9 protein-coding genes, 1 tRNA gene and 1 rRNA gene are annotated in these 15,300 nt (G+C 57.2%); 4 read left to right on the forward strand and 7 right to left on the reverse strand.

Going from position 1 to position 15,300, the window contains the following annotated elements; translation table 11 throughout:
• Positions 1-10: 10 nt before the first annotated feature.
• From rrf to FCL40_RS13415, 3 genes are all read left to right on the forward strand, one after another.
• Positions 11-125: ribosomal RNA gene (rrf, locus tag FCL40_RS13405) — 5S ribosomal RNA — on the forward strand.
• Between the two features lie 59 nt (positions 126-184).
• Positions 185-261: transfer RNA gene (locus FCL40_RS13410), tRNA-Asp, on the forward strand.
• An 853-nt stretch (positions 262-1,114) separates the two neighbouring features.
• A complete protein-coding gene (locus FCL40_RS13415; protein WP_136853816.1) occupies positions 1,115-1,261 on the forward strand; it encodes a YoaH family protein in 147 nt (48 codons plus the stop codon).
• Positions 1,262-1,353: 92 nt separating this feature from the next.
• On the opposite strand, the gene ushA is transcribed toward FCL40_RS13415, so the two are convergent.
• From ushA to FCL40_RS13435, 4 genes are all read right to left on the reverse strand, one after another.
• A complete protein-coding gene (gene ushA, locus FCL40_RS13420) occupies positions 1,354-3,084 on the reverse strand; it encodes a bifunctional UDP-sugar hydrolase/5'-nucleotidase UshA (RefSeq protein WP_136853817.1) in 1,731 nt (576 codons plus the stop codon).
• A gap of 167 nt (positions 3,085-3,251) precedes the next feature.
• Positions 3,252-5,870 (reverse strand): endonuclease, encoded by a 2,619-nt coding sequence (locus FCL40_RS13425; protein ID WP_136853818.1) that lies wholly within the window; start codon positions 5,868-5,870, stop codon positions 3,252-3,254.
• A 74-nt stretch (positions 5,871-5,944) separates the two neighbouring features.
• Positions 5,945-9,130: an ExeM/NucH family extracellular endonuclease gene (locus FCL40_RS13430; RefSeq protein WP_136853819.1), complete on the reverse strand. Its 3,186-nt coding sequence runs from the start codon at positions 9,128-9,130 to the stop codon at positions 5,945-5,947.
• A 36-nt stretch (positions 9,131-9,166) separates the two neighbouring features.
• A complete protein-coding gene (locus FCL40_RS13435) occupies positions 9,167-10,225 on the reverse strand; it encodes a porin (protein ID WP_136853820.1) in 1,059 nt (352 codons plus the stop codon).
• Positions 10,226-10,934: 709 nt separating this feature from the next.
• Between FCL40_RS13435 and rbsK the strand changes: the two genes are divergently transcribed.
• The gene (rbsK, locus tag FCL40_RS13440) at positions 10,935-11,858 is read left to right on the forward strand and encodes a ribokinase (protein WP_136853821.1); all 924 of its coding nucleotides are present in this window, start codon (positions 10,935-10,937) and stop codon (positions 11,856-11,858) included.
• 63 nt (positions 11,859-11,921) lie between these two features.
• Here the strand turns inward: rbsK and FCL40_RS13445 are convergent, their stop codons facing one another.
• Genes FCL40_RS13445 through FCL40_RS13455 form a run of 3 tightly spaced genes read right to left on the reverse strand, consistent with a single transcriptional unit; the run spans position 11,922 to position 15,252 of the window.
• Positions 11,922-13,055: an ABC transporter permease gene (locus FCL40_RS13445; RefSeq protein WP_136853822.1), complete on the reverse strand. Its 1,134-nt coding sequence runs from the start codon at positions 13,053-13,055 to the stop codon at positions 11,922-11,924.
• Positions 13,052-13,786 carry an ABC transporter ATP-binding protein gene (locus FCL40_RS13450; RefSeq protein WP_136853823.1) on the reverse strand — a complete coding sequence of 245 codons (735 nt, stop codon included), beginning with the start codon at positions 13,784-13,786 and terminating at the stop codon, positions 13,052-13,054. The genes FCL40_RS13445 and FCL40_RS13450 overlap by 4 nt, the downstream gene beginning before the upstream one ends.
• Positions 13,783-15,252: an alpha/beta hydrolase gene (locus FCL40_RS13455; protein ID WP_136853824.1), complete on the reverse strand. Its 1,470-nt coding sequence runs from the start codon at positions 15,250-15,252 to the stop codon at positions 13,783-13,785. The genes FCL40_RS13450 and FCL40_RS13455 overlap by 4 nt, the downstream gene beginning before the upstream one ends.
• Between the last annotated feature and the right edge of the window lie 48 nt (positions 15,253-15,300).

Consider the following 15,300-nt stretch of genomic DNA (forward strand, 5'->3'; position numbering starts at 1 on the left):
ACAAATTTCGTCTGACGACCATAGCGCTGTGGTCCCACCTGATCCCATGCCGAACTCAGCAGTGAAACACAGTAGCGCCGATGGTAGTGTGGGAGTTCCCATGTGAGAGTAGGTCATCGTCAGGCACTTATTTCCTTGATGTGAGAGCGCCAATCAGTCTCTTGCGTCAGGCGCCCAATTCGGCGGAGTGGTAGTTCAGTTGGTTAGAATACCGGCCTGTCACGCCGGGGGTCGCGGGTTCGAGTCCCGTCCACTCCGCCAACAAATCGAAAAAGCCCGTAGCTAACGCTATGGGCTTTTTTCGTTTTTGGCTGTGAGTGGACTACCCGAGTCACGCTTTAGGGCGCTGGCAGTCAATCGCCCCCTTGGGTGGTGGAACCCATCCCTGGTGAATCCCTCGGCTCGGCGGCCTGCCTCGCGTTTCTCGTGCTGCGAAGCTTCGCTTCGGTCGCTCGAAACCCACTCCGCCAACAAATCGAAAAAGCCCGTAGCTAACGCTATGGGCTTTTCTCGTTTCTGCTCCACAGAGCTTCCAGATAGCTCGTAAAGGACGTCTCACAGGCACCATCGTCACCCCGGCGAAGGCCGGGGCCCAGTGGCTTTGTGCTTACTTTGACAAGACCCTGGATACCGGCGTGCGCCGGCATGACGGTGCTTGGAGAAGCCGAACAGGCATGAACTGGAACGGAGCGTGCCGAACGTGTCGGTGTTGTCGTCGATACCCACCCGGCGGCAGTGGCAACGAAGCGCGTCTCACTCCGCCTCACACGCACAATCGTCATCCTGATGACAATCAGGATCCAGTGGCTTTTATGAAAGGAACTTCATAAGAGCTCGGCAAACAAAGAGCCTGGGTACTGACGTGTGCCAGCATGGCCTACGGGGACTGTTACCCCGGCCAGGGGCCGGGCCCAGTGGCTTAGTCTTTTAGCTTGGTGGCCTCTGTTTCAGGAGCTGGATACCCGCCAGCGGGGACGGTGGTGCTAGGCTGGGAATCCCTCCAAACGCTGCCAGCCTCTCAGAGAATCCCTTTAGGATTATGTGGCTTGAGAAGGCGCTGGAGCGGCAGGAGGCCACAGGGTAGAATGCGTTCCTCGAGCGTAGGGAGGTGAGTATGTCGGAACTGTTGGGGTTGACCCACGAAGAGCAGCAGAAGGCGGTAGAGCGAATTCAGGCTTTAACTGCAGAGGGGCTCTCCATGGCCGAGGCCATCCAGGTGGTGGTGAAAGAGCTGCAGCAGGAGCGGGGAGCGGAGCAGTAACACTCCCGCCCAAAAGCAAAGCCCAACCGAATGGTTGGGCTTTGCTTTTGGTTCTAAGGTATCAGCTGGTTAATCCTAACTGATGATAAGGGTTAACCACCGCAGCCATACGGACTTCTGGAGTTGGTGTACCGAACATCTTTCGCCTTGTCGTAGTCCATCGGGTTGAGGGAGCCCTGCTGTTTGATGAACTGATACAGCATGTCGGCATCGACAAAGCCTGTGTTTCGAGCCTGCTCCAGTTTTGGATACTTGTTACCACCCGCAGCGTTGTAGCTGGGGAGGGTAAATCGATATGTGCCAGTCAGGCTGAAGGGCTTGCCGCCAACAGACTTGATGTCCACATCTCTGGCGACACAGTCGACGGTCATCTTGATGCCACTGAAGTGGGCGAAGCCGCCGGATCCCCGCGTCTTGATTGCGACCTTGGACAGATATTTCTTCAGATCCGCACCATTCATCTCGGTCACAGTCACGCTGTTGGCAAAGGGCTGCACTTTGAGGACATCGCGGTAACGGATCGGGCCCTTTTCGATGGTGGTGCGAATACCGCCCGAGTTCATGATGCCAAAGTCTGCGGGCACTGGAAGCTGAGTCTGGGCGTGGGCGATCATGATCCCTAGGGGTGTGGCTTGATAACGCACGATCTTACGCTTGCCGATGAAATCATCCTCCGCGACACCAATCTTCTCCTTCAGCTTTTGCTGGCCCTTGTTCTGGTAGGGACGCAGCAGCTCGAGGGTTTGCGGATCTCTCGGAGTGAGCATCTGAAACGGATACATGGAACCGAACTTGGTGGCCGTGTTCACTGGAACCAGTTGGTAGTTTGCCAGGTGAAGTTCTCCACCATAGTACTCGAAGTCGGCGCGACCGACGTATTTGCCCCATTCGTAGGCTTGCATGATCCAGGTACCGTTCTGGCGATCCGGCTTACACTCCTCATCGCGGCCGTAATCCTCCACGTACTCGCCGGTCTCCCCCTCCATACAGACAGGTAACTGCGAGTGACCGCCAATGATCGCCTGAACCTGACCAGGCTCAAGGCTGCGGGCCAGGGCGACGTCACCCGGAGCGTTGCTGCCATGGCCGCCATTTTCGTAGTGACCCATGTGGGTGAGGCCGAAGACCAGATCCGGGTGATGTTGTTCCTCAAGCTCCTCTAGGATGCCCTTCATCTCCTCCTGAGGAGAGGTAAATTTCAGGTCCTGTACATACTCTGGGTTACCGATCTCGGCGGTTTGCTCTGTGGTCAGTCCTACTACGGCCAGTTTCAACCCTTGAACTTCAAACAGCTTGTAAGGTTCGAAATAGAGTTGCCACTCACCGTCGACCTGGCGATAGATGTTGGCCGACAGCCAGGGAAAGGCGGACCAGTCGCGCTGCTTGTCTACGATGGACGTGGGATTGTCGAACTCATGGTTGCCCACGGCCATGGCGTCATAGCCAATATGGTTCATGCCGATAAAGTCAGGCTCAGCGTCCTGAAGATCGGACTCGGGAACGCCGGTGTTGATGTCGCCACCGGAGAGCAGCAACACTTGGCCACCTTGTTCGGCAACCTCTTGACGGATCTGGTCGATGACGGTCTTTCGCGCCGCCATACCATACTCACCTCTTTTACTGTGCCAGAAACGGCCATGGTGGTCGTTGGTATGGAGCAGGGTGAAGCGTTTGCAATCATCGCCGGCGGCGAGGCAGGCGGCCGATGCGGTCACCTTAGGAGCCTCTTCCTCCTGTTTCTTACCACAGTCGGTTAACACCAGCGCAAGGGCGAGGGCTGAGCCGGAAAGAAGCAGGCTGGAAGGACGGAGTGAACGATTCATGGTAATCCTTCAATATAAAGATGAAACGTCGCCACTGTCTTTGGGACTGGTGTTTCCCTGTAGAAGGGGAGTGCATGATGCTCAAGCCCGGAGAGAAAGCAGCGTATGTCCAATTAAAAAGCAGCACCCAGAGTGCTCTCGGTGCTGCTTCTCATCGACTCAACGGCTTAGGACTGGCGACGACGCAGCCACACCAGCGGCAGCAGCAGGGTCATCAGACCGCCGAAGCTGCCTGCGCCGTCAGGCTTTCTCCAGCCGGCTTCTTCGGTGTTCTGAACGTCGATGCTAACAGTGGTCTTGTAGCTTTCGTCTTCGTTGCTGGCAGCCAGCTCGAACACCAGAGCCTGGTTGATGTCTACCTGAGGAGAGGTCACATCAAGATTCGGGCCGTTGGCTGTAAACTCGGCAGTGGCACCGGACACCTGCTTCCAGCTGTAGGTCAGGCCCTCGGGGGCGTTGGCTACAGTGGCAGTGATGCTGGTGCTGTCACCTTCGGTCAGCTTGGTGTTGCCGTCGAAGGTGATGTCCAGAGTCAGGGGCACGTTGGTCACGGGCAGGTTAATGACCTCGGTGGTGTCCAGGGTGCCGTCGCTAATGGTCAGGGTGAACTGCAGCGCGGTGTCGGCTTTCACCATGGGGGCGGTCAGAGACAGTACCGCGTCGTTGCCAACTAGGGTTTTCTCTTCACCGGCGATCTGCTCCCACTTGAAGGTCAGGATTTTGCCCTCACCCGCAGTAATTGCAGAGGCATCCAAGGTGAAGGCAGCGCCTTCGATGACGCTCTCAGGTGCTGTGATTTCACCCTCTACCACTAGGGCGGGGACCCCATCGCCACAGGCAGCGCCATACACCTCTTTTACCAACTCGGGGCGGTCGATGTAGGGGTTACGGTTGCCCTGATAGGTGTATACCGCATCGTTACGTTGTTGGTCGGCGGCGTCTACTGGATCATCCTGGTGCCACTTGTACAGCAGACACAGGGTGCCGTGTACTGGCGCGTTGGCGGACAGTTCATCAGCAGTGGTGGTGCGATCGACCAGAGTCAGGTTGGGCATGCTGCCGTCGCTACCCTGATAGCGGGTGTCCATGTAAAGCATCATACGGGCCACGTCACCCTTGATGGCGTCGCGAGGCTCGAAGCAGTCTTTGGCTGTATCCAGGTAGTTACCTGTGCCGCGGCCGTCGAAGACGATCTCTTCACCGGAGTCGCTGCACTCACCGAAGTCGTTGTTGCTGCGCTTGGTGTTGACTGCGGTGTCGGCGGGGCGCAGGTGGTGGGCATCGGTGTAACCCCACTGAGACTCGCTTGGGAAGCCATGGCTCTTGGCCCAGACGTGCTCCCGGTTCCACTTGCCCGCACCACTGCCACTGGTCTGATTGTCGTGCTTGGAGATGGAGGCACCGGTGTACAGTTCGATGACGTTCTTGTCGTTGCCTGGATCCTGATCGGTATAGGTCAGTGCAGTCCAGACCTGCTTGTAGGTCAGCTGCTTGTGGCCAGTCGCAATGATGGTGGACAGGGCTTTCTTCAGATCGTCAGCAGTCTTGAAGTCACCGTTTAGAACGTTGGAGTAGTACGCATCACCATTAAAGGTCTTGGGATCGGCGACCGGAGTCAGGGTTTCACAACCGGTGCAGGGATCCGTTGGCTCAGGTTCTGCAGGACAAGCGGTTTCGCCAGCGCAACCCAGGCCATCAAAGGTGTCCTGATCGAAGACCAGCCACTGGTTGTCGGTGCCGGGGAAATCAGCTTCAGCTACAGCATCGCCCTCTGTCACGCTGGCCTTACGGCGCAGAGTCTTGTTTGCGGTGGAGAAATTGGCATCATTTGGATCGGACCAGGCGGAGCCCGGGTCTTCGCCACGTTTACCGAAGCGATCGACCACCACGTCGTCTTTGGTCAGGACCAGGGCGTCGTTACCATTGAAGTAAGTTACTGTAGAGGCGGTACCTACTTTGAACTCATCAGCAGCGCTGGCGTTGTGGAATACGATGCTCTTGCCTGGCTCCAGGGTGCCGGTCAGAGTCTCGGTGTTGCCAGGATCGGTGCCGCCATTGCCAAACAGAGTCAGTTTGTAGACATTGGCGTCCAGGTTGATGGCGGTGCCACCCACGTTGGAGATCTCTACCGCTTTGTTGCTGCTGCTGCCTTCAACGTATTCGGTGATCAGCAGTACACCCGGAGTAGCTTCAGAACTGCACGCAGCTTCGCCTGCGCAGCCTAGGCCGTCAGAGGTATCTTGATCGAGAACAACCCATTGGTCACCAGACCCGGGGAAGTCAGCGTCGGCCACTTTGTCGCCCTCAGTGACGCTGGCTTTTCGGCGCAGAGTTTTGTTGGCAGTGGAAAAGTCGGCATTGTTAGGATCGCTCCAGGCGGATCCAGGATCTTCCCCCAGTTTGCCAATGCGGTCGATCACTGCATCATCCTTGGTCAGGACAATGGTGTCGTCTCCGTTGAACCAGGTAATTTCGGATGCGGTGTCAACCTTAAAGGCATCGGCAGCACTGGAGTTGTGATAGACAATGCTCTTGCCGGGGTCCAGGGTTCCGGTCAGGGTTTCAGTCTTTCCAACCTCGGTTTTGCCGTTGAAGTAGAGGTTCAGCTTGTAGACGTTAGCGTCCAGATCGATGGTGCTGTTGCCTACGTTGGAGATTTCCAGCGCTTTGTTGCTGCTGCTGCCTTCAACGTATTCGGTAATGACCAGGTTAGCGTTTGCGACTGTGGACAGGGTGCCCAGAATCATGGCAGTCGCGGTGGCAACTGCGTTTAATTTAATCGTCATAGTGTTATCACTCTAAATTTCATGACTCGAAGCGCACTGCCCAAAGGCAGGCGCTTCAATGTCGAGATCAACTCTTACTTGCGAAAACGGCGGCGCAGGGCGGCCAGGCCGAACAGGGAGAGCATGCTGATGAAGCCGGTGCTGCCGCCGGAACCGTCCGCTTCCTCTTCGACGATGTCCGCAACCAGGGAGTCACGGCTGGTGATGTCGATCTTCAGAGTCTTGCTCGAACCCGCCACCACTTTGCCGTCGCGCTCCAGGGCAACGGTGGCGTTGTAGCGGGCGGATGGGGCACCGAAGACCTCGAAGGTCACCAGAGCCTGACCATCTTCAGTCAGCACCACGTTCGGCTCTACCATCTGGCGCAGGTCCAAGTTGGCTTCGTCGTCGTCGGGGTTCAGTTTGATGGTGGCTACGTCGCCTTTGAGAGCGCCAGCAGCAACAGGAACCTGGTAGGGAACCTTGGCCAGCTTTCTCAGCTTGGGCAGAACCAGAGCGTGACCCGGGTCGGCTTCACCAGGCATGTAGCTCAGGGTGATCAGCGCAGGATCGTGGTCAGAAGAGCGATAGATGTCGTTTTTGTAGAACTTGTGCGCACCGCTGCCGTCGATGGTTCCCTTGTACTGGTTCTTGTAGTCGTACAGGTTGGATTCGGCGGCGTTGATGTGCCAGTCGGTGGCATCGATCACGCGATCTTCCAGAGTGGGAGAGATCAGGATGTGGTCGAGGGAACCCACTTCATCGTTGAAGGAGAAGCTCCAGGGAGTTTTTTCTTTCTTATCGAAGTACTTGCCAACAATATCAACGTAACCATAGGTCTTGGTGATGGTCGCAAAAGAGCCGCTTTCGTTGAACTGAGGCTTGCTGCCGATGAAGGTGTGGCTGGCTGTCACCAGGGTCTTGTTACGTGGGTTCTCAGTCAGAACCAGCAGTGGATCTTCCTTACCGTAGGCGTTCAGGTCACCCAGGATGATCTTGTCACCGGGAACCTCTTCCATCTCTTCACCCAGGTGTACCGCACCGGCGACACGGAACTCGGCGCAGGAGCCCTGGCGATCCAGATCGGGGGCTTCGCGGTTGTTCCACTCGGTAGCGTCACCGAACTCAACACCTTGCCAGTCTTCCCAGCAGGTAGAGCCCTTTGACTTGAAATGGTTCACCGCCAGGGTCAGGCGCTTACCAGTCTGGTTAACCACAAAGGTCACGATCAGGGCATCACGGTGATAGTTCTGGCCATTTTCCAGAATCTCATCGTACTGGTCCTTAATCACTTCGCCGTTGTCGTTGACGATGGTGGGGGCCTTTTGCTGAGGCATGGGCAGTACGCGGGTACGCTCAATGCTCATCTTGCTGGGGCGGTACATGATACCGGTGGCGATGGCATCGGCGCCGATGGCGTCCAGTTCATCCAGAATCTGGTTGCCGTTGTGGTCAAAGCCAACGAACACGTAGCGGTTCTCGGTGGAGGTAGGACCGTTGTAGTCACGGGCACGCTCATCCACATACTCGATGTTGACCTGGTTCACCATTTCGGCGATGGCACTGTTTTCGCCAAAGCCGTTGTTCTCCATCTCCATCAGAGCCAGCACATCGGCATCCAGAGAGCGGATCGCTTCAACCAGCTTGGTTCTCTGGTGGATAAACTCATCGTGGGTCTCGGCACCACGGCTCTGACCAAAGTTGTTGTTGTCACCACCGAACGGGGAATTGAAGAAGTTGAACAGGTTCTGACTGGCTACCCGGATAGCGAAGTGATCCTTCTCCACCTCTTGACCCAGAGCTGGGCTCTTGGTGCGAGGCAGGTTGTGGATGAAGTTGTCGCTGGTCAGCTCATTGGTGACGGTCAGGCTGTAATCCTGCTCATATTCGCCGGTGGCGTTGTCCAGAGCGGTCTTGTACTGGCTGATCACACCTTCCATACCGACGACGCTGTCATCGATGCGGATGTAGTTGGTGTGAGGGTCACTGTTAAAGGCCGGGTAGTAGGGCAACTCATTGTTACGGGACACTTCGGCGCTTTCGATAACCAGACGGTAGTCATCGTTTTGCTCAGCTGCGGCTTTGGACTCCGGGCTGCCGGCAACATGCAGGTGGTTGGGCTGCACGTTGGGGCGGGTGTAGGCCACGACCAGGTTGTTGCGACCGTTGGGCGACGGCAGGTAGTTGTAGCTGAAGCTGCGTGACACACGCATGTCCTGGTTACCCTCAGTCAGAGGATCCAGATCCGCTGGCAGGCTAACCAGCATACCTTCGTAGCGCTCCAGGGTCTTATCAAAAGAGCCCTCATCGGATGCCAGAATTTCAACTGTGGTTGCAGCGGTGTCAGTGAAGTTGGAGTTTCTGACTTCCCACTTATCTGCGGCCAGCTGAGTTTGGCCGTCAAATTCGGCTACTGTGCTGCCCAGACATACGGTGCGGCCTACCAGCTGGCTGTCGGCGCTGCCACTCTTGACGAAGATGCCGTCAGAGGTCAGAGGATCGTTGTCGCTTTGTAGGTCGCGAATGTAGAAACCCTTGTTTGGCACGGACACAACTGCAGTAACAACGCCCTCTACGGCGACGTCCTGACCAACCAGAGGCGAGGTGAAACCTGTGCCCTGAATCGCGCCGATGTTAGTCAGGTTCTCGCAGACGAAGGGGACGTAGGCTTCGGCGTAGTTTGGCTTACCCAGGGTAGCGGTGGTCAGGGGAGAGGTTTCTTCCCACTGGGAGGCATCAAAGCTGGCGGAAGGGGCCGGCACATTGCCATCGGCGTCGAATCGACGAACCAAGGTGGTATCTGCTGCCCAAACAGAGGTGTCATTTTCGCCACCAACACGGTCGATAACGGTATCGCCATTCTTCAGATAGAAGCCATCGTTACCACTCATGTAGAAATCGGAGTAGCTGGTGTTTGGATCGCCGGTACCAATGACGAAGGTACCGCCATTGTCAATCACCGCTTGCTTGTGGGCATCACTGGCATCTTTATTCAGGATGACCAATGAGCTACCAGCTTCGATGGTGACGCCGGACAGCAGGGGTGTGCCGTCATCCTTTTTCAGCTCATTGTTGTATTTACCGTTACCACGCAGGAAGGCTTTGGTGTCATCGTTAAAGGTGAATGCGTCGGTGGCGTGGGTGTTGGTGATCTCAACAGACCCCGCGTCTCCCGCGTAGTCTTTCTGTGTCATTTCGGTGATCAGCAGGTCTTCAACGCCAGCGTGTGCGCCTATGCTGATGGTGCTGGCAATGGCCAGCGAGAGGATACTTTTCTTCATAGCAAACTCTATAAAAATATTGGACTCGAACTAGGACTAGAAGTACATGCGTGCGTAGGCGTATGCCGCCTCTGGGGCTTCACCAACCCGGCCTTCCAGAGACAGGACGATGTCGCTGGCGGGGCGGTAGTTGAAGCCGAGGCTGGCCCAACGACGCTCTTTGCCGTATTCGGGTGGCTGCTCGCTGTAGTCGAAGTTCGGGCCAATCAGGTCCCAGCCCTCATACTCCTCGTGATTTGCCGAGGCGATGATCTCCCAGCGATCGTTGAGGTCGTATTTGGAGGTCAGGGTCAGGCCGTAGTTGCGGAAGGTCTCATAGTCTAGGTAAACACTACCGTCACCGCTCTTGCGGGTTGCCAGGTCTTCATCTTCCAGGAAACCGTTGAAGCCCAGGGTCAGCTTGGGCATGACCTGCAGGCGTACACCCAGACCAACCTGCTGCTGCTCACCGTACTTAGAGATGCCGTCGGAGCCGCCACGGGCTTCCAGGCCTACTACTACTGAGAGGAAGTCGGACATCCAGCCAACGTAGCCGTTGACGATGTCACCCTGGAGGGCACCGCTCTTGTGTTCACCCTCGTAGGAGTAGGAGGCGCCAAAGATAAGGTGCTCAAACTCGGCCTGGTACTTGACGGTGTTTTCCTGATCGCCGGCTTCACCGGTTTCGACAGACTTGTTGAAGGTAAAATCACCGAAGTGATCGTAATCGTCGAAGGCGGTGTCGGTTAGGCCCACTTCGATCCATTGCTGGTCATTGAAGGCGTAGCCAACGTACATCTTGTCGATGTCCAGTTCGAACTCGCCGTCGCCACCCAGCCAGTTGCGGCGCTGGTAGTCTAGTTCGAGGCGATAGGTGAACTGTTTGCGCTGACCGGTTACGCCCATGGTGGCGAAACTGTCATCGACGTAGCCCTTGGTATCGTAAAACTCGTCGTGGTTGTAATCTGGATTGGTGTCAATGTGACCCCCAACACCCACCTCGCCATACAAGCGCAGGTAGTCCCCTTCACCATTTTGCTCCAGGGTCACAGCGTGAACTGAACCCGCACCAAACAGTGCAGCTAAGGCGATGGCAACGGTTGATTTTTTAATCATTGCGTCTATTTCCGATCAGTAATTCTTCAGCCAATTTTTAAAAAGGCCGAACTCAGATTTAAAAGTGGTTTTTAGTAGAGCTTGAGTTACATGGTGTTCAAGAAGGGGGGGGAGATATAGCAGGCGAAATCACTTTCATCGTTGGAATGTTATTCATCAGTTGGACCCATTTATTATTGTAAAATGCGCCTCAACTTTAACGTATTCCTGTTTGCAGTTTGTTGCTAAATTACGCGAAAAGTGACTTTGATCACGTGATGGAAATATCTATTCATGCTCAATGTCTATTATTGCGAATTTATTCACATATATCTGTGGTTTAGCGAAAATAATTAACCTTGATTTGATGGATGTTGGTCACTGACTAGGGTAAAAGCTACACAATTACATTAGCTCTTGTTGATGTTGGTGCTGATTCAACAAGTGAATTACAGTTTCGGTATTTCAAATACGAACACTCCTCGTGATTAATATTTGATCTTGACCCTAAACATTTAGTTTAAAGTGGCAGAAAAGTGAATCTGAAAGGAGATAAATGCTGCCGAAAGACATTCGTCTCGCTGCTGATCGTTTTGAGGGTTGTTACTGGTGCAGAATAACGCAGATGGATGTGTGACGCTTTGAGGTCTCGGTTCACTGATCTACCATTAGCCTCATCAACTAACGGCAGCTGTTTTGCCGGCAACAGACTTTCTAGGAGCAGTAGTAGATGGCCAAACTCACCGTATTGGGCAGCATTAACGTGGATCACCTGTTGCAGGTTGCCCAGTTTCCCCGGCCGGGACAGACGCTGGAAGCGGAAAATTACCAGACTATTCCCGGCGGCAAGGGGGCAAACCAGGCGGTGGCGGCGGCGAGGCTCGGCGCCCGGGTGGCCATGGTGGGCTGCATCGGAGACGACCCCATTGGTCAGACGATGAAACAGGGGTTTGAGGCGGATGGCATCGACACCTCTGCCATTGATTCGGTGCCCGGAGAGGCGACCGGTCTGGCGATGATCTATGTGAATGCCCAGGGGGAGAACAACATCGGCATCTGGCCCGGGGCTAACGGGGCCCTCGGCAGCGACCGGGTGGCGGCTCACAGGCAGGCAATCGAACAGGCGGATCTGCTGCTTATTCAGCTTGAGACGCCAACGGAGAGCCTGATAGAGGCCGCGAAGCTGGCCAAGGCCGCCGGAACCCGGGTGGTGCTCAACCCGGCACCGGCCAAGGCGTTGCCCGACGCTTTGCTTCGCCATGTCGATATCATCACCCCCAATGAAACCGAGGCGGAACAACTGACCGGTATCGCGGTGGCCAACGATGAGGCGGCGGCGAAGGCGGCCGAGTGCCTGCACCAGAAGTTTGGTATTGAGATGGTGATCATCACCCTGGGTAAGCGCGGCGTCTGGCTCAGCCACCTGGGAGCGCAGAGGCTGGTGCCAGGTTTCCGCGTCAGTGCCATCGATACCACCGCCGCCGGCGATACCTTCAACGGAGGGTTCGTGACCGCCCTGCTCGAGGGCCAGTCGGTCGATGACGCCATTCGCTTCGGTCAGGCTGCGGCCGCGTTGTCGGTTACCCGGCTCGGTGCTCAAAGCTCGATCCCAACCAGGGAGGAGACGCTGGCCCTGATAGCCAGCCAGGGCTAATCCCGTCATTAGACAGCAAGAGGGACGCCGCCGCGTCCCTCTTTTGCTTTATCTGGCCTGGTGTCAGAGGGCAAACACCACTTTTTCACTCTTTAGGGCCCGGGCGTTTGCCCAGATCAGCATCAGGGTCAGGCCAAGGGTGGCCAGGCTGCTGACCGCCAGTTCGGCCAGCGGGATCGGCTGCTCCTTGATCATCTCGGTAATGGCCAGCTGCTGACCGGAGATGGGCAGCCACTTAAGCACGTCGCCAAACAGTTCGAAGGTGGGCAGCATGATCAGCGCCATGGGGATAAACAGCAGCAGAGTCAGGTAGGACTGGGCTTCCTTAAACGACTTGGCGAAGAAGGAGAAGAACAGCTGAGCCGTTGCCGCAAACAGGGCGACCGGCAGGCAGATGGCCACAATCAGCCCGGCAACCACCGGGGTGAACTTGAGGCTGAAGCCCAGTTCGTGCCAGGGGACCTGGGCAAACACCACCACAGAAACCACCATGGTCAGCAGCAGACCGAGCAGTGCGAAGCTGGTGACGGTCAGCGCTTTGGCCAGCACGATCTCCAGGGTGGAGACGGGCTGGCACAGCAGCAGTGCCAGGGAGTTTCTCTCCCGCTCGCCGGCGCTGGTATCTATGGCCACATTCATGCCGGAGATAAACAGCGACAGTAAGATGGAGAGCAGCATGGCGCCCATGATCAGGCTGGCCTTGGATTCGTTGGTGGCCTTGTCATGAAACACCAGCTCCACCGGCTGGATCACCTTGGGGTTGATCCCCCTGGCTACCAGCCTCAGGGAGGCCATCTCATCGGCGTAGGCCCTGATCACCTTCTTGATCTGCCCCAGGGGCTGGGCGAGCTCTTTGCGGGATGCATCGGCGGTGAGCAGTACCTCGGCGGGCTCGCCCCGGCTCATCTGTTCGGCATAGGCCGCTGGAATGGTCAGGGTGATCCCCAGGGGCTCCTGGGGATCGTGCTCAATGCCCACTGCTCCTAAAAAGCGCACCAGATCGGGTGCGTGGTCGGCCCCCTCAATGGTGATGGGCACCTCCATCTTTTCGGAGATGTCGCTGATGGTGATCATGAAGATCCCGGCAAACACCAGAGGAGTGGTCAGGGCATAGGACATGGCGGCCATCACCGAGCGGCGATCCCGCAACCCATCTTTCAGTTCCTTTAGAAACAGGGTCAGAATCCGAGACATCATGCGGCAATCCCCTCATCGGTGCCAATTAACTGGATAAACGCCTCCTCCAAGGAGGTTTGCCCGGTGATCCGACACAACTCCTGGGGGCTGCCCTGGGCCACCAGCTTGCCCTTGGCGATGATGATCACCTGATCACAGAGGGCGGCCACCTCCTGCATCACGTGGCTGGAGAACAGCACGCAGTGCCCCTGATCCCGCAGATCGCTCAGCGTCTGGCGCAGGATACGGGTGCTCATCACATCCAGACCGCGGGAGGGCTCATCCAGGATGATGTTGTTGGGGCGATGGACAATGGCCTGGGCCAGGGCAGTTTTCATCCTCTGCCCCTGGGAAAATCCCTTACAGCGGCGATCGGCGATCTCCTGCATCTGCATCTGGGCCAGCACCTCGTCGGTCGCCCGCCGGGCCTCCGCTTTGGACAGGCCATTCACCGTGGCGAAGTAGTGGATATACTCCCTGGGGGTGAGGCGCTCATACAGTCCGAACGGGTCGGGAAAGAGCCCCAGCTGGCGTTTGGCTTCCACCGTGTTGCTCTGGACGTCCAACCCATTGACCAGGGCCCGCCCTTCGTCCGCCTTCAGCAGCCCAAACAGGGTGCGCAGTGCCGTGGTCTTGCCGGCGCCATTGGGTCCCAGCAGGCCGGTGATCTGGCCATCTTCGGCGCGAAAGCTCAGGCCATCGAGGGCCTGAACGTTGCCGATGCGTTTCCTTAGTCCTTGAACTTCAATCATTTTAACCTCGTTACCGGTTCCACGCCGTTGGCGTTCAGGTAGAAAGCCCTGCGGGTATCCGTCTGCAGGCACTCGCCGTTCAATTCGGCCAGGGTACCCGAGTCGATCAATTGCTGAATCAGCCTGGGAGCGCAGCTCTGGAAGGCAACGCCGTGGGTGGCATAGGGGGCGATCAGGTGCAGACTGTTGCTTAGGCCGGCCTGGGCCTTGATTCCCCAAGCGGGGGGCGTGGCGGGATCTTTTTCGCCTGAGAGCAGCAGGGTGGGGATGTCGCTGGTCAAGGCAGCACCGAACGCCTCATCCACTGCCGGCATCCGCCACAGCTGGCAGGCGGTGCTGAACAGGTTCACCATGGTTTTACCGGTCAGTGAGGCCTGCGACAGTCGCTTTGCCTCGGCGGCGGACAGCCTGGGCTGGTCTTCGGCACAGATCACCGACAGGTGCATACCCAAGGCGATGCCAAAGCCATCGCTCTCCGAGGTCATCTGCATCCCCAGCAGCGGCTGGAAGTTATCCCGCCAGGCCTGATCGATGGTGTAGGGGATCAGGGCTCGACTGGAGGGGGAGTAGAGGGCCATGCGCAGCGCACCCTGCAACTTGTTCTGCGTGACCAGGAAGGTGGTCCGCTCGGCGCTGATGGGATCGGTGACCGGCAGCGCCACCGGCTGCCGTTTTAGCCGGTTCAGCAGGTCGGCCAGTTTCTGTTTCAGATCGCCGAATCTGGACTGGCAGTGTGGATCCTGGTGGCACTCTTCATACAGCAGCTCGCTGGCCCGGGTGACCGCATCGCTGATGGTGACGACCGGCTGATCCATGGGCACCACCCCGTCCAGGGTGACGGTCTTCAGTACCTGGGGGTGATGGCGCATGTAGAGCTGGGCCATCCGGGTGCCGTAGGAGATGCCATAGAGGTGCCAGCTGTCGATACCCAGGTGTCGACGAATCTGTTCGAAATCCATGAGGGCGGTGAGGCTGTCGTAGTGGCGCACATCGGCGTCGAGCTGTTCCAGGCACTCCCCCAGCAGCCTCGGGTAATCCAGGGTTTCGTCATTGGTGACCAGCGGGTCGTCGAACAACTGGTCGTCGCAGCTGAGCAGGTTGGAGCGCCCTGTCCCGCGCTGATCGATAAGAATCAGATCCCGTTTTTGACGAATGCGGCTGAAGACCTTCTCGAACAGGGCGGCGTCATCCAGGGCCGATTGCCCGGGTCCGCCGGTGATCGCCAGCAGCGGCTTGAGCCCGGGGACCTGCTTGATGGCGGGGATGCGGGCAAAATGTACCTCAATCTTGCGTCCCTGCGGCCGGTCATAGTCCTCGGGAAGGCGCAGACTGCCGCATTGTACCTGTTCATTCAGGCCATCCAGATAGCACGGTGTCAGCGCTGCCGGGTTGGCGTCAGCCAGTCCTGGAAGCAGCGTCACGGCGGCCAGCAGCAGGCTCCGGCAGCGGGCTAGGGGAGTCATCATCGGAAAGTCCTTTCGGGCATGGGATCCAGTCACGGGTGGATGTTGGAG

The organism is Ferrimonas sediminicola, assembly GCF_005116715.1.
Classification (GTDB): domain Bacteria; phylum Pseudomonadota; class Gammaproteobacteria; order Enterobacterales; family Shewanellaceae; genus Ferrimonas; species Ferrimonas sediminicola.